The 19,073-nt window shown below is 69.1% G+C and carries 24 protein-coding genes and 2 pseudogenes; 13 read left to right on the top strand and 13 right to left on the bottom strand.

Annotation, left to right across the window (positions count from 1 at the left end; genetic code table 11):
- Window positions 1–225: 225 nt before the first annotated feature.
- Window positions 226–1,530, top strand: a complete 1,305-nt coding sequence (locus ACH4T9_RS05585; protein ID WP_396670636.1) for a DNA sulfur modification protein DndB — start codon at window positions 226–228, stop codon at window positions 1,528–1,530.
- Window positions 1,531–1,741: 211 nt separating this feature from the next.
- On the opposite strand, the gene ACH4T9_RS05580 is transcribed toward ACH4T9_RS05585, so the two are convergent.
- Both ACH4T9_RS05580 and ACH4T9_RS05575 read right to left on the bottom strand, forming a co-directional pair.
- The gene (locus tag ACH4T9_RS05580) at window positions 1,742–1,975 is read right to left on the bottom strand and encodes a DUF397 domain-containing protein (RefSeq protein ID WP_396670637.1); all 234 of its coding nucleotides are present in this window, start codon (window positions 1,973–1,975) and stop codon (window positions 1,742–1,744) included.
- A 14-nt stretch (window positions 1,976–1,989) separates the two neighbouring features.
- On the bottom strand, window positions 1,990–2,820 hold the full coding sequence (locus ACH4T9_RS05575; protein ID WP_396686816.1) for a helix-turn-helix domain-containing protein: 831 nt from the start codon (window positions 2,818–2,820) through the stop codon (window positions 1,990–1,992).
- A 216-nt stretch (window positions 2,821–3,036) separates the two neighbouring features.
- Here ACH4T9_RS05575 and ACH4T9_RS05570 point away from each other — a divergent pair, with 216 nt between their 5' ends.
- The 3 genes from ACH4T9_RS05570 to ACH4T9_RS05560 are packed head-to-tail and all read left to right on the top strand — an operon-like array spanning window position 3,037 to window position 3,703.
- Window positions 3,037–3,222, top strand: a complete 186-nt coding sequence (locus ACH4T9_RS05570) for a hypothetical protein (RefSeq protein WP_350881307.1) — start codon at window positions 3,037–3,039, stop codon at window positions 3,220–3,222.
- A complete protein-coding gene (locus ACH4T9_RS05565) occupies window positions 3,219–3,437 on the top strand; it encodes a hypothetical protein (RefSeq protein ID WP_396670639.1) in 219 nt (72 codons plus the stop codon). Before ACH4T9_RS05570 ends, ACH4T9_RS05565 begins: the two co-directional genes overlap by 4 nt.
- A 17-nt stretch (window positions 3,438–3,454) precedes the next feature.
- Window positions 3,455–3,703: a hypothetical protein gene (locus ACH4T9_RS05560; RefSeq protein WP_396670768.1), complete on the top strand. Its 249-nt coding sequence runs from the start codon at window positions 3,455–3,457 to the stop codon at window positions 3,701–3,703.
- Between the two features lie 93 nt (window positions 3,704–3,796).
- On the opposite strand, the pseudogene ACH4T9_RS05555 reads toward ACH4T9_RS05560, so the two are convergent.
- Window positions 3,797–4,051, bottom strand: a pseudogene (locus ACH4T9_RS05555) (endonuclease/exonuclease/phosphatase family protein); the annotation flags it as partial.
- A 157-nt stretch (window positions 4,052–4,208) separates the two neighbouring features.
- On the opposite strand from ACH4T9_RS05555, the gene ACH4T9_RS05550 reads away from it, so the two are divergent.
- The 3 genes from ACH4T9_RS05550 (at window position 4,209) to ACH4T9_RS05540 (ending at window position 5,856) form a co-directional block, all read left to right on the top strand.
- A complete protein-coding gene (locus tag ACH4T9_RS05550) occupies window positions 4,209–5,108 on the top strand; it encodes a sulfotransferase domain-containing protein (RefSeq protein WP_396686821.1) in 900 nt (299 codons plus the stop codon).
- Window positions 5,109–5,202: 94 nt separating this feature from the next.
- Window positions 5,203–5,547: a transposase gene (locus tag ACH4T9_RS05545; RefSeq protein ID WP_396670640.1), complete on the top strand. Its 345-nt coding sequence runs from the start codon at window positions 5,203–5,205 to the stop codon at window positions 5,545–5,547.
- 72 nt (window positions 5,548–5,619) lie between these two features.
- Window positions 5,620–5,856: a hypothetical protein gene (locus ACH4T9_RS05540; RefSeq protein WP_396670641.1), complete on the top strand. Its 237-nt coding sequence runs from the start codon at window positions 5,620–5,622 to the stop codon at window positions 5,854–5,856.
- A gap of 30 nt (window positions 5,857–5,886) precedes the next feature.
- Here the strand turns inward: ACH4T9_RS05540 and ACH4T9_RS05535 are convergent, their stop codons facing one another.
- On the bottom strand, window positions 5,887–6,813 hold the full coding sequence (locus ACH4T9_RS05535) for an endonuclease/exonuclease/phosphatase family protein (protein WP_396670642.1): 927 nt from the start codon (window positions 6,811–6,813) through the stop codon (window positions 5,887–5,889).
- 114 nt (window positions 6,814–6,927) lie between these two features.
- Between ACH4T9_RS05535 and ACH4T9_RS05530 the strand changes: the two genes are divergently transcribed.
- Together ACH4T9_RS05530 and ACH4T9_RS05525 are read left to right on the top strand one after the other, a co-directional pair.
- Window positions 6,928–7,122, top strand: coding sequence for a hypothetical protein (locus ACH4T9_RS05530; RefSeq protein ID WP_396670643.1), 195 nt, complete (start codon window positions 6,928–6,930; stop codon window positions 7,120–7,122).
- A 65-nt stretch (window positions 7,123–7,187) separates the two neighbouring features.
- Window positions 7,188–7,544: a hypothetical protein gene (locus ACH4T9_RS05525; protein ID WP_396670644.1), complete on the top strand. Its 357-nt coding sequence runs from the start codon at window positions 7,188–7,190 to the stop codon at window positions 7,542–7,544.
- A 101-nt stretch (window positions 7,545–7,645) separates the two neighbouring features.
- Here the strand turns inward: ACH4T9_RS05525 and ACH4T9_RS05520 are convergent, their stop codons facing one another.
- Both ACH4T9_RS05520 and ACH4T9_RS05515 read right to left on the bottom strand, forming a co-directional pair.
- Window positions 7,646–7,879, bottom strand: coding sequence for a hypothetical protein (locus ACH4T9_RS05520; RefSeq protein ID WP_396670645.1), 234 nt, complete (start codon window positions 7,877–7,879; stop codon window positions 7,646–7,648).
- A 379-nt stretch (window positions 7,880–8,258) separates the two neighbouring features.
- Window positions 8,259–8,432, bottom strand: a pseudogene (locus ACH4T9_RS05515) (sigma factor); the annotation flags it as partial.
- Window positions 8,433–8,649: 217 nt separating this feature from the next.
- On the opposite strand from ACH4T9_RS05515, the gene ACH4T9_RS05510 reads away from it, so the two are divergent.
- Window positions 8,650–9,468 (top strand): peptidoglycan DD-metalloendopeptidase family protein, encoded by an 819-nt coding sequence (locus ACH4T9_RS05510; RefSeq protein ID WP_396670646.1) that lies wholly within the window; start codon window positions 8,650–8,652, stop codon window positions 9,466–9,468.
- Window positions 9,469–9,592: 124 nt separating this feature from the next.
- Here ACH4T9_RS05510 and ACH4T9_RS05505 read toward each other — a convergent pair whose 3' ends face one another.
- Both ACH4T9_RS05505 and ACH4T9_RS05500 read right to left on the bottom strand, forming a co-directional pair.
- Window positions 9,593–10,003 (bottom strand): VOC family protein, encoded by a 411-nt coding sequence (locus tag ACH4T9_RS05505; protein WP_396670647.1) that lies wholly within the window; start codon window positions 10,001–10,003, stop codon window positions 9,593–9,595.
- A gap of 5 nt (window positions 10,004–10,008) precedes the next feature.
- Entirely contained in the window at window positions 10,009–10,458 is a 450-nt protein-coding gene (locus tag ACH4T9_RS05500) for a helix-turn-helix transcriptional regulator (RefSeq protein WP_396670648.1), read from the bottom strand.
- A 149-nt stretch (window positions 10,459–10,607) separates the two neighbouring features.
- On the opposite strand from ACH4T9_RS05500, the gene ACH4T9_RS05495 reads away from it, so the two are divergent.
- Complete coding sequence (locus tag ACH4T9_RS05495) at window positions 10,608–11,348, top strand: hypothetical protein (protein WP_396670649.1); 741 nt, start codon at window positions 10,608–10,610, stop codon at window positions 11,346–11,348.
- Window positions 11,349–11,360: 12 nt separating this feature from the next.
- Here ACH4T9_RS05495 and ACH4T9_RS05490 read toward each other — a convergent pair whose 3' ends face one another.
- The 4 genes from ACH4T9_RS05490 to ACH4T9_RS05475 all read right to left on the bottom strand — a co-directional run bounded on the left by ACH4T9_RS05490 (window position 11,361) and on the right by ACH4T9_RS05475 (window position 16,442).
- Window positions 11,361–12,404 carry a hypothetical protein gene (locus ACH4T9_RS05490; protein ID WP_396670650.1) on the bottom strand — a complete coding sequence of 348 codons (1,044 nt, stop codon included), beginning with the start codon at window positions 12,402–12,404 and terminating at the stop codon, window positions 11,361–11,363.
- Window positions 12,404–13,342, bottom strand: coding sequence for a transporter substrate-binding domain-containing protein (locus ACH4T9_RS05485; protein WP_396670651.1), 939 nt, complete (start codon window positions 13,340–13,342; stop codon window positions 12,404–12,406). The genes ACH4T9_RS05490 and ACH4T9_RS05485 overlap by 1 nt, the downstream gene beginning before the upstream one ends.
- Window positions 13,343–13,474: 132 nt before the next feature.
- Entirely contained in the window at window positions 13,475–15,286 is a 1,812-nt protein-coding gene (locus ACH4T9_RS05480) for an alpha/beta hydrolase (RefSeq protein ID WP_396670652.1), read from the bottom strand.
- Window positions 15,287–15,506: 220 nt separating this feature from the next.
- Window positions 15,507–16,442, bottom strand: a complete 936-nt coding sequence (locus ACH4T9_RS05475) for a zinc-binding alcohol dehydrogenase family protein (RefSeq protein ID WP_396686815.1) — start codon at window positions 16,440–16,442, stop codon at window positions 15,507–15,509.
- A gap of 78 nt (window positions 16,443–16,520) precedes the next feature.
- Here ACH4T9_RS05475 and ACH4T9_RS05470 point away from each other — a divergent pair, with 78 nt between their 5' ends.
- Complete coding sequence (locus ACH4T9_RS05470) at window positions 16,521–16,997, top strand: MarR family winged helix-turn-helix transcriptional regulator (RefSeq protein WP_396670653.1); 477 nt, start codon at window positions 16,521–16,523, stop codon at window positions 16,995–16,997.
- 138 nt (window positions 16,998–17,135) lie between these two features.
- Window positions 17,136–17,489 carry a hypothetical protein gene (locus ACH4T9_RS05465; protein ID WP_396670654.1) on the top strand — a complete coding sequence of 118 codons (354 nt, stop codon included), beginning with the start codon at window positions 17,136–17,138 and terminating at the stop codon, window positions 17,487–17,489.
- Here the strand turns inward: ACH4T9_RS05465 and ACH4T9_RS05460 are convergent.
- Window positions 17,476–19,059 carry a serine/threonine-protein kinase gene (locus ACH4T9_RS05460; RefSeq protein WP_396670655.1) on the bottom strand — a complete coding sequence of 528 codons (1,584 nt, stop codon included), beginning with the start codon at window positions 19,057–19,059 and terminating at the stop codon, window positions 17,476–17,478. The two genes, ACH4T9_RS05465 and ACH4T9_RS05460, sit on opposite strands and share 14 nt — an antisense overlap.
- Between the last annotated feature and the right edge of the window lie 14 nt (window positions 19,060–19,073).

Below are 19,073 nucleotides of genomic sequence, written 5' to 3'. Positions count from 1 at the left end.
CGATGGCGTGCAGCCCGATGTCGCGCTCGCGCAGCTCGGCCCGGGGTCACCAGATACGCCTGACCAGTGAAGGCCTTTGCGCGCCCCGATTGCCTGGCGTGATGGGTGCTTTAGCATCTATATCTAGAAACCAGCACGCCAACTTGACGACTAGTAATACGTTTGCATATCTTGAGTGATGTGCAGTCCACATAGGACTTTAGCTGATCGGAAAGGAAGCTATTTGTGACCATCGCTGTCGACCCGTCGACCATCACTGTCGATTCGTCGCGCCTCTCCCTGGTGCGTGAGGAGTCCACCTACCTGGCGATATGCACCAGCCAGGGCGGCCGGACCGTCTACACGATGCGCATCCCGCTCGCCGACCTCTCGGTCATCCTCACCATCCCCGACCCGGCAAAGCCAGACCCGGACAACCGCAAGGTGGATATCAACCACGCCAAGGGCTTCGGCCAGTACCTTGCCGACAACCCTCGCTGGGTGGCCCCGGCCCTCCTCATCCGCGACACTGGCGGCTGCCGCTTCGAGCCGATCAGCAAAGACGGCTCGGTCGGCTACCTCACCGTCCCGTGGTCCATCGGCGGCATCGGACGCCTGATCACGATCGACGGCCAGCACCGCATCCTTGGGGTGCACCTGGAAAAGAAGCGCATCACGGACGAGGTTTCCCGCATCGACCGGGAGATCTACCGCGCCAACGAGGCCAAGAAGGCAAAGCTGGAGCAGGACCGCGAGGCCCTGATCGGCCGAATGCAGCGACTCAAGGACGAGTTCGTCGGCGTTGACATCTACGTGGAGCCCGACGGCGTCAGCGGCCAGCAGATGTTCGTCGATGTCGCGGACAACGCCAAGGGCATCTCCGGCGCCGTCCGGGCTCGCTTCGACACATCGCGTATCGCTAACCGCACGCTCAGCGACATCGTCACCCACCCCCTGTTCCTGGGCAAGATCGACATCGAGCGAGACCGGATGACCTTGGCCAACCGCAACCTGATGGGGGCCAAGCACGTCGCCGACATCACGCGGGCCGTTATCGCCGGTCCCGGTGGCCGCGTCAGCAAGAAGGTCGAGTCACTGACCGACAACGAGGTCATCGAAAGCGTTCGCGGCTTCCTGGATGTCATCTCCATCGCTTTTACCGCGCTTGCGGAGATCACCGAGGAGGACGTGGACAACTACGATCCCGCGCTCTCCGAGAAAAAGAAGAACGAGCCGCCGGCGCCCCCCACAAAGGCCATGAGGCTGCGCGATTCCTCGCTTCTGGGGTCGGTGGGCATGCTCCGCGTCCTAGGCGGCGTCTACCGCAACCTGCGGGAGGACGGAGCCGAGGACGGTGACATCCAAGAGTTCTTCAAGCGGCTCGACCGGCACATGACCGCCCCGGTCACCGAGGACAGCATCTGGCGTACCACGGCCGCGAACGAGGACTTCGAGCCGAATGCCTCCGCCCCAATCATGCGTCAGCAGAACGTCGTGCATCTGACCAAGGTAATCACAGACTGGCACAAAAAGGCCCCAGTCGCCATCTGATCTACCAGCAACACAGGAGCCCTCTTCCACATACACGTGGAGAGGGCTCCTTGTTTTCCCAATGTACGCGGGCTCACGCACACTCCGCCGGTCGTCCGCCCCAGCTGTTGATACTCAGTCACCCGACAGGCATCAGGTAGAAAGTTGAGGTCCTCGTCCCAGCCTCTAACGCAATCTCGGCGCACTGGAGCGGCTTGCTCACGTCAAGCCGTCAACCACTCAGCGGAGCCATCCGGTATTCGACCGTTTCCCAGGCGTTGAACTTGCCAGCCCTGATGCCCTGAAGAAACCTGGTCCACTGTTCTGCCGCGAAGCACAGCACCGGACCCTGCTGGTCCTTGCTGTCGCGGACCATAATCTGGGGTAAGTTGTCACCCACCTCGACGCAGCTACCGGACGATCCAGAGCGCGTGCTCTTCTTCCACACCGCGCGAGACAAGTCCACGCCACACCTCTTTGCTAACCGGCCAACTCCTGAGCAATCGCACGAAGCGTATCCCGGGTGGCTGCGGGCGAGAGGGCGAGAGCACAGAGCTGCTCGAATGCGGTGGCGTACGTGGCGACTTCCGCCGGTCGCTCCAAGTAGAGCGCCCCCGTGAGGGTGTCGATGTAGACCAAGCGGTCCTCGGCAGCGTCCGGGTACGGCTCAGGCATGTGCGGGAAGTCGAGGATGGTGAAGCTGCCGTCGAACCCAGTGCCCGCTCCGAACGGCAGAAGTTGGACCCGAAGGCGGGTACGGGTGGAATGCTCGATGAGCTGCATGATCTGGGCGTGGAGCACCTTCGGTCCCCCGACCGCACGGCGCACGGCACCCTCATCAAGGACCACCCGTAGCACCGGCCGGTCCTCACCACCGAGGATGGTCTGCCGTTCCATCCGCAGCGCGACCTGTCGCTCCACCTCCTCCTCACGCATCGGCACGGGAGCGCCTCGGAAGACAGCGCGGGCGTAGTCCTCCGTCTGGAGCAGTCCGTGCACCATCTGACACTCGTAGATGCGCAGCGCGGACACCTCCGATTCCATCCCGACGTAGGTCGCGAACCAGTCGGGCAGCACGTCGCTGTACCGCTGCCACCAACCGCGCTGCCGCGCCTGTCGGGCTACCGCGATGACAGCTTCGGCCTGGTCGCCGTCCACGCCGTACAGGTTTAGCAGCGCCCGCACGTCGTTGGGATGCGGCCTGACCTCGGCTGTCTCGATCCGGCTCAACCAACTCGCATCATGGTCGACCCGCCGGGCCGCTTCCGACGACGTGATGCCGGCTCGGTCTCGGAGCTGTCGCAGGGTCATCGCCAGCCGTCGGCGTCTGACAGTGGGGCTCTGACGTGGGGGCATGGCCGCCATCTTGCCACTAGCCGACGAGAATTCCGTTCGCAACAGGCCAACCGGAATCGGTAGTCCGCATATTGCGGATTGCTGCCGTGCGTGGGACGGTGTTGCTGGGTGTGGTGGTCGGATGACCGTTCGTGGCCCGGCTGCCACGCCCCTCACCCGAGGAGGCATGGGATGGGCAGACGCGTCACCTACGGCCAGTACCTGGCCGCCGTCGCGATGACCCTGGCCCGCCGGCACAAGCCGGTGTGGTCGTGGATCAGGTGGCGGTACGTCTGCAAGTGCGGCAACGAGCTGCCCTGCCGGCACAGACACAAGATCCCGATCAACCGGGGCCACTGGCCGGGTGAGGACCAGTGACCGAGCACGGCCCCGTCCTGCCCATCTGGCTCTGCGCCGGCTGCGCCGCCCCCTGGCCCTGCGCCACCCGCCGACACGAACTGCTCCAGGAGTACGCGGCCTCACCGATCGCCCTGGCCCTCTACATGGGCTCGTACCTCGTGGCCGCCAGCCAGGACATGAGCTGGGCCCCGGCGGGGACGCTCCACCGCCGGTTCCTCGGGTGGCTGACGTGATCGACTACCGCGCCGGGATGGTCTTCCACGTGACCCGGGCGGCGAGCCCGCAGTTCGTTCAGCCGATCTTCTTCCGGCTGATCCGGGTGCACAAGGACTGGATCACCTACGACCACTGGATCTGGCTCGACGGCTACCAGCTCAACGCCAAGGGCGACGCGGTGGCGCAACGGTCGATCTTCGTACAGCCGGCGGGCTTGATCGTCCAGACGCAGCCACTCCCGGCACACCGCCCGGGACCGCGCAGATCCGTTGCGCGAGCCTAGTGTGCCCAGGTCAGCAGGGACACGGCCATTCTCAGCCTCTCCGCCGCGCTCGCCATGGACCAGCCGTGGAGGCGTGGGGCGGGGCGAGGATGCTCAGTTGATGCTGACCGTCACCGTGCCCACCACCACGCGGTGATCCGAGCAGGCGCCGATCGTGCAGGTGGTCGGAATGGCCAGCGAGTCGGCGGTGTAGCTGCCCGCGAGCTTGTTCTGCGGTACGAAGATCAAGTCGATCTTGTTGCCGAGGCCACACGGCCCGCCGGTGCTGCCGGCCGCGACGGTGGTCTCGCCGTAGCCAACGCAGCGGGAGTCCAGGTCGTCCAACTCCCGGTAGAAACCGGTGTTGCTACAGCAGCCCGATCGCACCAGAGAGCGCGACGAAGGCGTACGAGGGTGCCGGGATCTTCGAATCGACCAGCAGGCTGGTCGACGGTCGCCCGGTTCGATAGGTTAAGTCGACTATGGATGGACCAACGGAAAGCGGGGAGGACCGTTGCGCCAACCGATGGTTCGGTACCAGAACGAGCTCATGGACAGCGGACGGTGGGAGGGTTTTCCGCTCCGCGAAGGTGACATCGTGGTTTCGACCCCCGCAAAGTGCGGGACGACGTGGACCCAGACGATTTGCGCCTTGCTGATCTTCCAGACACCGGAGCTGCCGGCACAGCTGGACGACCTCACCTACTGGCTCGACATGTTGACTCGCAGCCGGGACGACATCTTCGCGTTCTACGAGGCGCAGCGGCATCGCCGTTTCATCAAGACTCATACGCCCTTCGACGGGCTGCCCATCCATGATGGGGTGACCTACGTCGCGGTCGGTCGGGATCCGCGGGACGTCGCGATCTCCTGGGACGCCCATTCCCAGAACGTCGCCCAGGAGGCCTTCGACGCGATGCTGGCGGCCGGCGGTAACCCGGCGCAGGAGCCCGCCGGTACGGCTCCGGCGCCTGCGGAGTCCGCGTACAACCGGTTCTGGGCCTGGCTGGAGGACACCAATGTGCAGGTGGGCCTGCCGTCGATGCTGCACCACCTGTCGGGGTTCTGGGCCGAGCGGGAGCGGCCCAACGTGCTGCTGCTGCACTACGACGATCTGAAGTCAGATCTTGAAGGCCAGATGAGGTTCCTCGCCGGGCGCCTCGGAATCGAGGTGCCGGAGTCGCGGTGGCCGGATCTGGTGCGGGCAGCGACATTCGACTCGATGCGCGGCCGGGCGGAGGCTCTGACCCCGGTCGCGGCGATGTGGAGCGATCCGAAGCGGTTCTTCAACCAGGGTGTCAGCGGCCGGTGGCGGGACCTGCTCGACGAAGATGACCTGCGACGATACGAGGATCGGGTCGCGAAGCTGGCCGAGCCCGACCTCATCGACTGGCTGCACCGCGGCCCCATCGTCCCCGCCCGCTGACCCTACGCCGTTATCCTCCTCGCTATCCCGCCTTAGACCGTGTGTCAGTTGGGGTTGTTGAAGTGCAAGGTCGTTCGTTGACTGGGTGTGGATTGTGGAGAAGTACTGCCCGGACGCGTTGTGGCACCTCGCGCAGCCGTTGCTGCCCCCGCACCCGGAAAGGCATCAAGGTGGTGGGCGGTCCCGTAGCGATGATCGGGCGACGCTCGCGGCGATTCTGTACGTGTTGGAGTCCGGCTGCTCCCGGCGCAAGCTGCCCGGTTCGTTCCCGGTGCACTGGTGCACCACGCACCGCCGGTTCGCCCAGTGGGTCGCGGCGGGGGTGATGCCCGCTCTGCACCGGGCCGTGCTCGACGTCCTCGGTGCGGCCGGGCAGATCGACTGGTCCCGGGCGAGCATCGACGCCATGAACGTACGGGCGGTCAAAAGGGAAACCTGACCGGACCCAGCCCGGTCGACCGAGGCAAGCCCGGCTCCAAGATCCACGCGATCGCCGACCGCGGCGGCTCACGTGACCCGGGCGGCGAGCCCGCAGTTCGTTCAGCCGATCTTCTTCCGGCTGATCCGGGTACACAAGGACTGGATCACCTACGACCACTGGATCTGGCTCGACGGCTACCAGCTCAACGCCAAGGGCGACGCGGTGACGCAACGGTCGATCTTCGTACAGCCGGCGGGCTTGATCGTCCAGACGCAGCCACTCCCGGCACACCGCCCGGGACCGCGCAGATCCGTTGCGCGAGCCTAGTGCGCCCGGGTCAGCAGGACACGGCCATGCTCAGTTGATGCTGACCGTCACCGTGCCAGTCACCACGCGGTGATCCGAACAGGCGCCGATCGTGCAGGTGGTCGGAATGGCCAGCGAGTCGGCGGTGTAGCTGCCCGCGAGCTTGTTCTCCCGTACGAAGATCAAGTCGATCTTGTTGCCGAGGCCGCACGGCCCGCCGGTGCTGCCGGCTGCGACGGTGGTCTCGCCGTAGCCGACGCAGCGGGAGTCCAGGTCGTCCAACTCCCGGTAGAAGCCGGTGTTGCTGGCGTTGTTGGCCACGTTGAGACTTGGCGCGTACCAGTTGTTCAGCCGGCCATAGTTGGGCTGGGCGTTGAAGTCCCCGGCGATGAGCACCGTGTCACCGCTCGCCGCGAAGGCCTCCAGCCGGCTGCGTACCGAGTTCAGTTGCTGCACGTTGATCGCCGTGCCGTTGATGACCGTGTTCGACGGCGTGATGTGCGTGGCGCAGAACCGCAGGTGCGGGCGGGCGGACAGCGGGGCGCAGAGCAGGGTCCGCCGCTCGGCACTGCCGTCCGATGGCAGCGTGTAGCGGTTCGCCGCACCGAGCGGCGCCTTGCTGAAGATGGCGTTGCCGAACGCCTGCCCGTTGCAGACCGTGTCGCGGGACGACTCGAAGCGGGCGAAGTTGGTGGAGTCCTGCGGCCAGCCGGAGGCCCTCAGATCGGCGACGATCGCCTGGTACTGCTGGTAGCAGAGCTCGTTGAGGCCGACGAATTCGGCGCCCCGGGCGCGGATCGAGCCGGTCAGGGCCGGAATGAGGCCGTCGGTGGTCGAGGCCCGGTGCATGGTCCAGCCCGCGACGTTCCAGACCCAGAGGTCGTACGTTGCCGTGGTGGCCGCCGAGGCCGGGACCGCCGAGGTGAGGGCGAGGACGAACGCGCCGAACACGGCGACACAGAGCCTCATCAACCGCATGCGTCTCCCCCAACGAACTGATCATCACCGATTCATCGGAGATGATGACACAAGCAGATCGATCAGGCGAGCCCTACACAGTGGACCCCACAGCCCGATCACGGAGCCTGCAGGGTGCACAAGGACTGGATCACCTACGACGGCTGGATCTGGCTCGACGGCTACCAGCTCAACGCCAAGGGCGACGCGGTGGCGCAACGGTCGATCTTCGTACAGCCGGCGGGGTTGGTCCTCCAACCACCAACCGTTCCGGTACGACGACCGAGTCCACCCGGATCCGCCTCCTCGCGCCATCGAGTTTGCTCGTAGCGCGAGTTTGCTGTGACAGCAAACTCCAACATTTGCCAAACTCCGGCCCGCACTAGGCTGAGCTGATGATGGTCGAAGACCGCCAGCGGCCCTCCCGTCTCAGCGGTTTCCGGGTCTGTCTCCTCGGCGGCGCCTTCTTCCTCGCGTTGCTGGCGGTCCTCCAGCCGATCACCCGCTACGAGGACTGCCCCAACTACGGCGGAAACGGCAACGCGAGCGCGTTCGCGAATCCCGCCTGGGACTTCTACCTGATGGTCCTGCTGTTCGGCTGGCTGGTCCTGGTCGTCCTGGAACAGACGTTGTCGATCACCCGGCGCGGACGTGGTCGCGCCGACTTCGCGCTCCGGGCGGCCGGCGCGATCACGTTGACGACGATCGCCTCGTGCGGCCTCTTCGTCAACGTGGCGGTGCTCTGCCACTGACCGGCCGGCTCGGCCGTGAACCGACCGGTCCCCGTTCTGCCTCAGGAGCATGCACGGGCAGGACATCCCCGAGCCACCACTCGACGTCGGCGGCCGGGCCGTCACGACGCGGCTGGCCTCGACACCGCGCCTCGCCCGCCGCGCCGCTTGGCGGCGTACGGCAGCACGAACATGTACAGGCCGGTGAAGAGCAGCAGGGCGAGCGGAAGCAGCGGCAGGTAGAACACCCAGTCGGGCAGCGCCCCGCTCGCCGCGACGAAGCCGAGGACCACGGTCACCGTGAAGGCGATGGACACCCACCGGTGGAGCTGTCGAACCCCCTTGTTCCAGCTCAACGGAATCTCCTCTGATCATCGTGCGGAAGGAAGCTCGTGTGAATGGTGATGTTCATGGCCATCACGCTAGGCGCGGCACGACGACCCACGCTTCTTGATTCCTGACCGGTCCGCTCCCTCGCGTCACCAGGTGTTGGCGTCGTCTATGTCGTTGGCCGCCCGGTACCCGCCCAGCACCATCAGGCCGTCCACCTCCGGGTAGCCCTCCCCCGGCCCTTGAGGAACACCTCGACCTGGCACGGCCTGACCGACATCTGCAGCACCGCGCTGCCCTGCCGGCGCACCCGATACGGTCCGGCGGCGAGTTCACCTGTCCCGCCCCTGGCCCCGGCGGGCGTTCGCTGCGCCCGAACGGTGAACCAACGACCGGACACCTCACCCACCACGAGCGAACCTTCGGCGAAGACGCCGGGTCCGTCGAGCCCCAGCGGGCATACGCCCTGGCGAGAGCCTCTTGGACGAGGTCCTCAGCCCGGTGCTCATCACCCGTGAGCAGGCGGGCCAGTCGCATCAGCGCCGGGCTGCGGGCGAAGGCGTACTCCTCGAACGTCACGCCCTATCAAACGTTGTGGTGCGACCCCTCCGTAGACACAGACTGGGCACTTTGACCGGCACACCCTCGTCACGCCGAAGGCCTCATCGACTGCAGCCCGGACCGAGAACGCCTTCCGGCGATCCAGGGCGCTACCAGCCGCCCCAGCTGGCCTGGCCCTCGCCCCCTCGACCTGACCACCATCGGTCTATACCATCCCCCTGTCGAAGATCGTCGATTGCCCGCCTCGGTGGGCTCGTCGGAGGTGAGTCCCCTGCGCCGCTTAACGCAGATCCTGGTCACTGCCGTGGTTTCCTGTCTGGCCATAGCCCTGTCCGCCGTACCGGCACACGCCGCCGCCCAGGTCAGGGTGCATGTGCCCAGCGGGCTTCCGCTGAACATCCGTAACGCCCCGGCGTTGAGCGGGGCGGTGATCGGCAGTGTCCCCAACGGCAACGTCGTCACCATCACCTGCCACGTTCGGGGGGATTCCGTCCAGGGCTTCGCCGGTGTCACCAACATCTGGAATCGGCTTTCGAGCGGCGGGTGGCTCACCGACGGATTCCTGGAGACCGGCTCGAACGGTCCCGTCGTCCCGCTCTGCGGAAGCTCCGCCCAGTTCAAGCTGCCGTTCGGCGCTGGACGTGCCTACACGATCACCCAGGCGGCGGGCAGCAACTTCTCCCACAACGATGCCTACAACCGGCACGCCATCGATTTCGGCATGCCGGTTGGCGTGCCGATCCTCGCGTCCGCCGCGGGCACCATCCGCTTCGAGGGCTGGGCGGGCGGCGGCGGGATCATGGCACTCGTCGACCACGGCAACAACCGATGCTCACAGTACGCACACCTGAGCGCCACCATCATCAACAACGGTGACCGCGTAGCCCAGGGACAGCGGATCGGAACATCCGGGGCAACCGGCAACGTGACCGGCCCCCACCTGCACTGGAACATCGTCAACTGCGACTCGCAGACCAGCCGCGAGATCCCCAACAGCGTCGAGGTCGGCACCAGGTACGTGGTGGGTAGCGCTCCGGTCAGCAAGAACGGCTGACCGGAGCCGCCGAAGGAGCCCGAGCAGAACCTCGGTGGCCGCCAGGCTGGCGGCCACCGACGTCTGGTGCGGGCTCCTTCACCGTGCCGTCCACGCAGGTCGGGACTGCGCGATCGCCGTACGGTTAACGGGTCTCCTGGATGCGGATCAGGTTGCCGGCGGGGTCGCGGAAGGCGCAGTCGCGGGTGCCGTACGGCTGCTCGGTCGGCTCCTGGACGACCTCGGCGTCGCCGGCCTGCAGCTTCTCGAAGACGCCGTCGAGGTCGGGGGTGGCCAGCATGATCCAGCCGTACGTGCCCTTGGCCATCATCTCGGTGATGATGCGGCGCTCGTCGTCGGTAATGCCGGGGTCGGTGGCCGGCGGCGCCAGGAGGATGGACGTGCCGGGCTGGCCGGCGGGGCCGACCGTGATCCAGCGCATCTTGCCGCCGCCGACGTCGTTGCGGACCTCGAAGCCGAGGGTGTCGCGGTAGAAGGCCAGGGAGGCGTCCGGGTCGGTGTGCGGCAGGAAGGTCGTGTGAATGGTGATATCCATGGTAATCAGGCTAGGTGCAGCGCCGTGACCTGCGCTTCTCGATTCCTGATCGGTCTGGTCACCTGTTTCGCCACGCACGACGGGATGCCCGCCGTCGCGGCTGCCGCCTCGCGGCGGTAGATGCTGGGCGACACGCCGACCAGCTCGGTGAAGCGGGTGCTGAAGGTGCCCAGCGACGAGCAGCCGACCGCGAAGCAGACCTCGGTGACACTGAGGTCGCCGCGGCGCAGCAGCGCCATCGCGCGCTCGATCCGCCGCGTCATCAGATAGCTGTACGGCGACTCACCGTAGGCGAGCCGGAACTCGCGACTGAGGTGACCGGCCGAGATGTGCGCGCCCCGGGCGAGAGCCTCGACGTCCAGCGGCTGCGCGTACTCCCGGTCGATCCGGTCGCGGACACGGCGCAGCCGCGCGAGGTCGAGCAGGTGCTGCGCGGCGGTGGGTCTGCTGGTCACCTGCGCGATCCTGCCACGCCCACCGTGAGTCACCCAGCACCGCCGACGGCCGTCAAGATCGGGACGATCGAGATCTTGGAAGGAAGCGGGCCCCCGGAGGGGCCATTTCCTTCCAAGATTCGCGTTGACCGGGCCGGGATACTGGGGTCGTGCGGGAGGATGTCGAGTTCGAGCGGGCGGTGGAGCGGCTGTACGCCGCCTTCGCCCACCACCCGCTGCCAGCCGACATGACCGCCTGCGAGCACTGCGTGGACCCGGCCGACGTGGCGCTGTTCGCGCGTACGCCGCTGCGGAAGCTGACCCCGGACCAGCTCGGCACCTACCTGATGAACCCGGGCACCTGGGGGGACGAGACGGAGTTCCCGCACCTGCTGCCCCGGCTGCTGGAGGCGTACGCGACCGGCGAGATGGAGCACTGGCTCTGGCCGGACCGCGTGACCCGCCGGATCAGCGGCCGGTGGCAAAACTGGCCGGCCGCTGAGCGGGACGCGGTCGAGCACTTCGTGCACGTCTGGTGGTGCCGGACCCTCGACGGGTACCCGTCCGCCCCGCCCGCTCAGGACCTGCTGGACGCGGTCGCTGAGCTGGGGGTCGACGTCGGGCCGTATCTGGCCGGGTTCGCGGGCGTCCCGGGCGAGGCCCCCGCCCGACACCTGGCCGACGTCATCGACCACTGGTCGTACGGCGGCTCCCTGCACGGCGACGCGGAGGAGTCGATGCGACGCTGGCTGGCCGGCCCGACGCCGGTCGACGTACTGCTGTCCGCAGCGGTTGCCTCGGCCAGTCCGGAGATCGCCGCCGAACTGGCCGAGGCCGCCGAGCACGCCTGCCTCATCGGGGAGAGCCTGCTCAGGAAAGGCGTGCTGCCGGACGCCGTCCCCGAGCGCTGACCGAAGGAGAAGTCAGCCCGTCGCGCGGCAGGCGGCGTCGATGCGGTGCAGCGGGCGGACCCGGCGTCCGAGCCCCTCCAGCAGCGAGTCCTCCACGTGGAAGTGGTGCACCCGCAACCGGTGCCGGGGCAGTTCCTCCTCGCTCGGGCAGAGCACCTGCGCCTTCACCTGGTCGATCGGCACGTACCGCACGCCGCCCTGTTCCTGGAGCAGCACCATGTTCACGTCGTCGACGACGACCACGTGGCCGCGCACGTCCTCCATCGCGCCGGACTCGGTCTGCACGGTGCTGACGGTCAGCGGCAGCACCGGCGTACTGATGACCGGCAGCGCCGCCCACACCAGCATGGCCAGCACGGCGGCCTCGGTGGCCGAGGCCAGCGGCCGGATCACCGCCCCGGGCAGCGGCCCGGCGATGCCGAGCGCGAGCACCGGCGGGACGACGAGCAGCGCCATGACCAGTTGTTCCCGCTGCTGCCAGGCGTCGAGCAGGGTCGGCGTCAGCAGGAAAAGGTACCCGCCGAGCAGGGCCGCGACGATCAGCGCCCGGGCCGCGCGCAGGTCGTGCAGCCGCTCCGGGCGGAGCTGGAACGCGGCGGCGAACGCGGGCAGCAGCAGCGGCAGGTAGAGCAGCGGCCAGGTGATCAGGGCGAGCAGGAAGCTGGCCACCACGAACCAGGCCGGGGTGATGTCCGCCCAGCGGGCGAAGAGCGGGCGGCGGTACCCGGGCAGCCGGTCCACGCTGACCCCGAGGACCGCGCCGAGGGCGAACACCGCGACCAGGCCGGTGGAGAGCAACCGGGCCGCCGTGGTGAGGAAGCCGGCGAGCAGGTTGACCGGCCCGACGTTGGCGACCAGCAGCAGGGTGGTCTGAAGCTCCCCGCCGGCCTCCACGCCGAGCCGGAGCACCGAGAACACGGCGGGCACGGCCACCACGGCCGTCCAGAACGACTGGCTGGCCCGGGCCCGGCGCTCGTCCAGGTGCCGCGCCTCGCCGGGCCGGGGCGTCGGCGTTCCGGCGTCCACGTCGGCGTCGGTGACGGGCGGGGCGGTCATTACCGGGGTGCCTTGTCATCGAAGTCCACCAGCTCCGGCACCTTCAGCGGCGGGGGCTGGACCTTGGGTGCCCTCAGCCACGGCCCGAGGGTCTGGTGGTACGCGGTGAGCCAGGGGCTGCTCAGCCCCTTACGCCCCTGCTGGTAGCTCTTGTCGAGGAAGAACGCGACGAGGTCGCGCAGCGCCGGGTCGCTGATCGGCACCCCGACGCCGATCTGCTCGCTGGTGCCGAAGGGCATGTCGATGATCGTGAAGTCTTTCGGGTGCTTGGAGAGGAAGCCGGCGAGGATGGTCTCGTCCGAGCTGACCGCGTCGTAGCGCCCCTCGAGGATGCCGTCGATGCAGTCGCCGACCTCCTTGACCACGAACACCCTGATCTGGTGCCTTCCCAGCTCGGCCTCGGTGGTCGAGCCGCCGCTGGTGCAGACCTTGTAGCGGGGGTCGCGCAGGTCCTCGATGGTGTGGATGCTGTCCTTCAGCCGGGTCGGGACCATCGCCTCCTGGGTCGTCACCAGGTACGGCCCGGCGAAGCTGACCAGCTTCTCGCGCTCCTCGGTCATCGAGAAGGTGGAGACCACCAGGTCGACCGCTCCACCCTGGAGGGCGGGAATGCGGTCCTCCGTGGCCACCGGCACCCATTCGATCCGCTTGTCGCCCTCGTAGCCGAGCTGGGCGGCGATGTACCGGGCGATCTCGACGTCGAACCCGCTGTAGGTGCCGCCGTGCAGCTCGCCCATCAGCGGGCCGGTGGTGGAGACGCCGATCTTCAGCGTCGGCTGGCCGTAGATGTGCGTCTTGCTCAGCGTCTCCTTCACGGACGGGATCTGCGGCTCCTGCCGGCTGTCGCAACCGGCGGCAGCGGCAAGGGTCAGGGTCAGCGAGACCGCCAGGGTGGTGGCGACCGAGCGGACCCGGGACCGGGTGAGGAACATTTTCATCGGCGACCTCGCTGACGGGTGCACCTGCGGGACACCGAGAGTAGCGGCTCACGTCCATCCGCGTGGTCATCCGCGCGGCCAGGCCCGGGGGTACGACAGACGACCGATCGCCGCCGTACCCCCGAGTTGTCCTCAACGGACGGTCAGCGATCCGATCCCGGGCAGCGGGGCCACCACCGGCGGCAGCCGCTTCGACTCGCCCCGGGCCGGGGCGCCCCGGTTGGCCAGGGCGCTCTTGGACGCCGGGGCCCGCTCGGCCGCCGCCTCCCCGGGCTGCTCCGCGAACGGCTGGATGTCACCGACGCAGACCTTGCCCTTGGCCGGCAGGGTGCCCCTGATCAGGTAGGCGTCGATCGCGCCGGTCGCGCACGCCGAGGTGCCGTACGCGGTGTGCCCCCAACTGTCGCTGCTGAGCAGGCGGCTGTTCGGCAGCAGCGCCGCCGAGCCGACCGCGCCCTGGTAGTTGGTCGCCGGGTCCCAGTAGTTGCCGACCACCAGCACCGGGGCGCTGGTCCGCCTGGTGAACGGGCCGGTGTAGGCGTCCTCGTCGCGGACCGTCCAGGTGTTGCGGGCGCACGGCGCGGCAATCCAGGCCCAGAGCCGGCCGAAGTACGGTGCCCGCTCGTCCTCCTTGGCGGCCAGCGCCGGCCAGGCACCGGCGTCCTTCGGGTGGTACGCGTCGGTGCAGTCCACCCCGAGGAACGTCTCCAGGCCGTTGTTGTACGGGAAGTCGTACCCCCGACGCACCTGCTGGCGGGCGGTGGCGGCCCGCCGGGCGATCGCCGTCCGGGCCTCGGCGCGACGGGCGGCGGTGGCCGACGCGGGGTCGGTGAGTACCAGCAGTTCGGCGATGATCGCGACGATGTCCTCGTAGCCGGACGGGCTGTAGAGGGCGTTCAGCGCGGCCCCGACGAAGTCGGCGTAGCCGACCGTGAACGTCTCCCCGGTGTCCGGGTCGGTGAGCACCACCGGCTTCTTGCGCAGGCGCTTCGCCACCAGTTCGAACGAGGCGACCGGGTCGCCGGCCGCGAGCGGGCAGGCCTCCGCCCCGGCCTTGTCGCAGCGCACCAGGATCTCGCGCAGCGCCGCGTACGCGCCGTCGGCGCTGCGCAGCCGGGTCTCCTGGAGCTGGTTGCGCGCCTTGCCCTGCCCCACCCAGGCGTTCGGGTTGAGCACGCCGTCGACGACCAGGGCGCGAACCCGGTCGGGGAACATGTTGGCGTAGTACTGGCCCAGGGCGGTGCCGTAGCTGAAGCCGAGGTAGTTCAGCTTCGGGTCGCCGACCGCCCGCCGCAGCACGTCCATGTCCCGGGCGACCTCGGCCGTGGACATCGCGCCGGTCAGCGGCCTGCCGGTGGTGGAACAGCCCTTGCCGACCGCCTTCGACGCGGCGACGTACGCCTTCTCCTCGGCCTTCGTCCACGGGAAGGCCACGTTCAGCCCCGCGTACGCCTTGGTCTGTTCCTTGACCGACGGGAAGCACCGGACGTTCTGGCTGGCCGCGACGCCGCGCGGGTCGACGCCGACGATGTCGAACCGGTCCAGCAGGTCGTCGCCGAGGAAGTACGGCGCGGCGAGCGCGATGTCCGTCCCGGAGCCGCCGGGGCCACCCGGGTTGACGAAGAGGCTGCCGATCCTGCGCTGCTGGTCGCGGGCCTTGACCCGCAGCACCGCCACCTCGGTGGTGGCGCCGGTCGGGGAGTCGTAGTCGCGCGGCAGGTCGACGGTGGCGCACTCGGCGTAGTCGTAGCAGGCGTACCAGTCGAGCTTCGGGGTGGGCACGCGGTCGACCCGCCGGGCCTCGACCGGGTCGGTCCGGTCCGACGTGGCCGGACGACCCCAGCCGGTGGTGGTCGGCGCCGCCGAGGCGGGCGCGAACGCCGTTCCGGCGAGGACGACGCCGGCGATTCCTGCTGCGGCCAGGGACCGGGTTCTCCGTGGCATGCGGTTGCCTTCCGGTGGGGAACAGGACGCGTCGAGAAAACCTCGACCTGCGTCACTCTAGGGACCCGAGCCCAGGAGTACCGCCCACAAAAGGCCCAGGAAAGGGTCATTTCCCCGACTGTTGTAACGGATCCCGCAGCCTTGACGCTGCACCGGCGCTCGTCCGCTGTGAGCCGTGCGTGGTTTCCGGAGTGCTTGACGACCAGCCGCCACGGATCGGTCAGGGGATGAGGACGACCTTGCCGAGGTTCGCGCGAGCCTCGATGATGCGGTGTGCTGTCGCAGCATCGGCGAGGGGTATCTCCGCGTGTACGGCGGCACGTAGCTGAGTCGTTCGGCTGAGTTGCCACAGTTGCTGATGGTGTTGGTCGTAGAGTTCGCGGTGGGTCTGGGCGAAGTGGGCCATGGCCAGCCCTGTGATGGTCTTGGAGCCGGCGAGCAGTTCGTAGGCGGGTATGGTGCCGCCCCCGGAGTTGAAGAAGACGAGGCATCCACCAGGGCGCAGTGCTGCCACGGCGGGGCGGAGAAGGTCACCTCCGACGCCGTCGAGAACGACGTCGACGGGGTCCCCCCAGTTGTCGCTGCCGTACGTGACGACGTGGTCGGCGCCGAGGCCGTACAGGAAGTCGGCCTTGGCCCGGGAGCTGACGGCCGCCACGACCCGTCCGGCTCCCCTGTGCTTGGCAAGCTGGATCGCGAGGTGGCCCACCCCGCTGGCCGCTCCGGTGACGAGCACCGAGTCGGTGGGTGTGACGCGGGCGGCGGCCAGGGCGGCGAGCGCGACATGCCCGCTGCGTACCAGCGCCACCGCCTGTTTCGCGCTGGCATCGTCCGGGATGCGGCTTGCCATGAAGGCCGGGGCGAGCACTTCGTCGGCGTAGGAGCCGGTGAAGGTCAACGAGGTGACGCGATCACCGACTGCGAAGCCGGACACCTGCGAGCCGATGGCGATCACCCGGCCGGCGATCTCGCCGCCGAGGATGCCGGGTAGTGACGCGCTGTCGCCGCCGTCTCGGACCTTTCGGACCACGGGCAGCGTCACGCCGATCGCCTCGGTGCGCACCAGGAGGTCGCCAGGCCCCGGCCGAGGGGTGGGTGCCGATTCGAGGCGGAGCACCTCCGGGCCGCCGTGCTGGTAGTAGCGGACTCGACGCATGCCCCCTCCAGAATGTTGGGTGTACCCCATGGTATCGAATATCCTTGGGGAGTCCCAACGGATAGTTAGCATGGCGGGGTGACAGACGGTTCGCAGGCTCCCGCACGTATCCGCACCCTGCCCAGTTGGCTGCTGGGTCGCGCCGCAGCTCGTGGTCACCGGCTCGTGGCCGAGGCGTTGGCGCAGGCGGGGGTGAGAATGATGCACCACGCGGTGCTCTGCGCCGTGGCGGAGCGGGAGCCGGTTTCACAGGCCGACCTTGGCCGGTCCCTGCGGGTTGACCCCAAGGACATGGTCGCGATCCTGAACGATCTACACGAAGACGGCCTGATCGTTCGGGCTCCCGACCCGGGCGACCGGCGAAAGAACGCCGTGTCCATCTCCGAGGCCGGCACCCGGCTCCTGCGGCGCACCCAGAAACTCGGCGACGACGCCAACGACCAACTGACCGCCGCTCTTACCGCAGCTGAACGCGAGCAACTCGTCCGCCTGCTCGAACGCATCGTGTCGCCAGTCGAAGCCTGTCAACCATCGGACGAGACGCCTGGTCGATGACGCCCTCCGCCGCGCCTCGCGTCCGGCTGCGCCGTCGTCCACTGCGGAAGGGCATCCGGCCGTTCGGGCGAGCGGCCCGGGAAGGTCGCAGCCCGGGACGGCGGTTGACACGCGCGCCGGCTTTGCCATCCTTGACGGGTGACCCGATTCCCTCGGCCCGACGCGCTCGCCGGGGCGGTCGCCGCCTCGGTCGCGGCGCTCACCCTGCTGGTAACGCTGGCCTGGTGGCGTCCGCGCAGCATCCTGGCGGTGGTGCTCGCCCTGCTCTGCGTCCTGCTGGTGATGGTCGCCGGGGTGTTGGTGACGGAGGCGCGGCAGCGCCGCGACGAGGCCCGCGAGCGCACGGGCGACGGGCCGGCGGAGTGGCCGACCCCGGGGATCGCCGGCCTGGGTGGCGTCGACGCGGACACGCTGGAGGCCCTGGACAGCCGGAGCGCGCTCCGGGCGGTCCAGGAACGCCGCCGGCACCAGGGCGGGTTCAGCGACCGGTGAGGGTCGGCTCGTCGAGCCCGTCGACGCCGCGCCCGGCCAGGCAGCGGTATGTCCGGTCGGTGTCCGCTTCCTCCGGCGGCAGCACCTCCAGGTGCCAGCCGCTGGTGGACGCGATGCCGCTGGTCAGCCGGAACGTCATCGGGTTGCAGACCCGCCGCACGGCCGGGTCGGCGCTGACCTGGGCGTGTCCCGCGCCGACCAGGGTGGCGGGCAGCTCGCCGGCCGCGTAGGTCTCCCAGGTGTGCCGGCCGTCGCAGGGCAGCCGGGGGGCCTCGGCCCGGGTGCCGCGCACCAGACGCACCGGCCCGAAGCACTCCAGCTCGGCGACGCACCGCGCGCCCGTCGGCAGCCCGCCGGTTCCCGGCGAACCCGGCACGCAGCCCGGCAGCGCGCCCCACGGCCCGATCGCCGACGTGGCGACCGCGCTGGCGACCGGCGTGGGCGTCAGGACGGCCGGGGCGCCACCGGCCACCCAGGCTCCGCCGCCGGCCGACGCGGCCAGCGCGAGCGCCCCGGCCCCGCCGAGGAACCAGCGCCGCCGCCAGCGCCGGCCGGACGTCGTCGACACGGTGGGGTGGTCGTCCTCGACCGGGGGACGCTGGGCGGGCGGGCCCGGCCGGCTGGTGCCGTACAGGCCGCCCGAGGTGGACGGGCTGCCGGTGACGGTGCCGGTCGTCGGGCCGGACGGGCCGCCCGAGGACGGGCCGCCGGACACGGGAGCCCCGCTGACCGGCGCGCTGACCGGGTCCAGCGGCAGGGCGGCGAGCAGGCCGCGCAGCTCCACCGCGGACGGGCGGGCGCCCGGGTCGTTCGCCATGCCCGCCCGGAGCACGTCGAGCAGTTCCTCCGGCGCCCCGGGCAGCCCGGGGATCGGCTGGTGGAACAACTCCAGCACGGTGACCAGGCTGGGGTTGCGCTCGGACTGCCAGCGGGGCGGGCGACCGTGCATCACGGCGTAGAGGGTGGCGCAGAGGGCGTACACGTCGACCGCGGGCGACGGCGGGCTGTGGTTGAACATCTCCGGCGGCGCGTACGCGGGGGTGAGCACCTCCAGGGTGACCGACGCGTCACGCACCTCGGCCAGCACGGCAAGCCCGAAGTCGGCCAGCACCGCCGGGTTGAAGTGGGAGTGCAGGATGTTCGCCGGCTTGACGTCGCGGTGCAGCACCCCGTTGGCGTGCGAGTGGGCCAGCGCGTCGGCGATCTTCACACCGAGGTCGCGGGTCTCCGCCGGGCCCAGCGGCGAGGTGCGCATCCGCTCGGCGTACGACCCGTCGCACAACTCCATGATCAGATAGGGGTGCCGGTCGACGGTGACCCCGACGTCGAACAGGTCCACCACGTGCGGGTGCGACGACATCCTCCCGGCCGCCCGGGCCTCGCGCAGGAACCGGGCCTGGTCCCGGTCGTTGTCCAGGGTGCGGTTCTCCACCTTGACCGCGACCTCGCGCCCGACGGAGATCTGGGTGGCCCGGTACACGGTGGCATAGCCACCCCGGGCAAATGCCTCCAAATCGGTTAGACCGGGCACGATGGGCAGCCGCAGGGCGCCGGGCGAGGTGTCGGTCACTGTTCGAAAATACC

The sequence above is a fragment of the Micromonospora sp. NPDC020750 genome, assembly GCF_044334565.1.
Lineage (GTDB): Bacteria > Actinomycetota > Actinomycetes > Mycobacteriales > Micromonosporaceae > Micromonospora.
This window is presented reverse-complemented; position numbering and strand designations above follow the sequence as displayed.

Excerpts from the sequence above, each read along its gene's own strand:
- ACH4T9_RS05575 (WP_396686816.1), bottom strand. The coding sequence starts at position 2,820 with ATGACCCTGCGACAGCTCCGAGACCGAGCCGGCATCACGTCGTCGGAA.
- ACH4T9_RS05570 (WP_350881307.1), top strand. The coding sequence starts at position 3,037 with ATGGGCAGACGCGTCACCTACGGCCAGTACCTGGCCGCCGTCGCGATG.
- ACH4T9_RS05560 (WP_396670768.1), top strand. The coding sequence starts at position 3,455 with ATGGTCTTCCACGTGACCCGGGCGGCGAGCCCGCAGTTCGTTCAGCCG.
- ACH4T9_RS05550 (WP_396686821.1), top strand. The coding sequence starts at position 4,209 with ATGGTTCGGTACCAGAACGAGCTCATGGACAGCGGACGGTGGGAGGGT.
- ACH4T9_RS05535 (WP_396670642.1), bottom strand. The coding sequence starts at position 6,813 with ATGCGGTTGATGAGGCTCTGTGTCGCCGTGTTCGGCGCGTTCGTCCTC.
- ACH4T9_RS05525 (WP_396670644.1), top strand. The coding sequence starts at position 7,188 with ATGATGGTCGAAGACCGCCAGCGGCCCTCCCGTCTCAGCGGTTTCCGG.
- ACH4T9_RS05505 (WP_396670647.1), bottom strand. The coding sequence starts at position 10,003 with ATGGATATCACCATTCACACGACCTTCCTGCCGCACACCGACCCGGAC.
- ACH4T9_RS05490 (WP_396670650.1), bottom strand. The coding sequence starts at position 12,404 with ATGACCGCCCCGCCCGTCACCGACGCCGACGTGGACGCCGGAACGCCG.
- ACH4T9_RS05485 (WP_396670651.1), bottom strand. The coding sequence starts at position 13,342 with ATGAAAATGTTCCTCACCCGGTCCCGGGTCCGCTCGGTCGCCACCACC.
- ACH4T9_RS05480 (WP_396670652.1), bottom strand. The coding sequence starts at position 15,286 with ATGCCACGGAGAACCCGGTCCCTGGCCGCAGCAGGAATCGCCGGCGTC.
- ACH4T9_RS05475 (WP_396686815.1), bottom strand. The coding sequence starts at position 16,442 with ATGCGTCGAGTCCGCTACTACCAGCACGGCGGCCCGGAGGTGCTCCGC.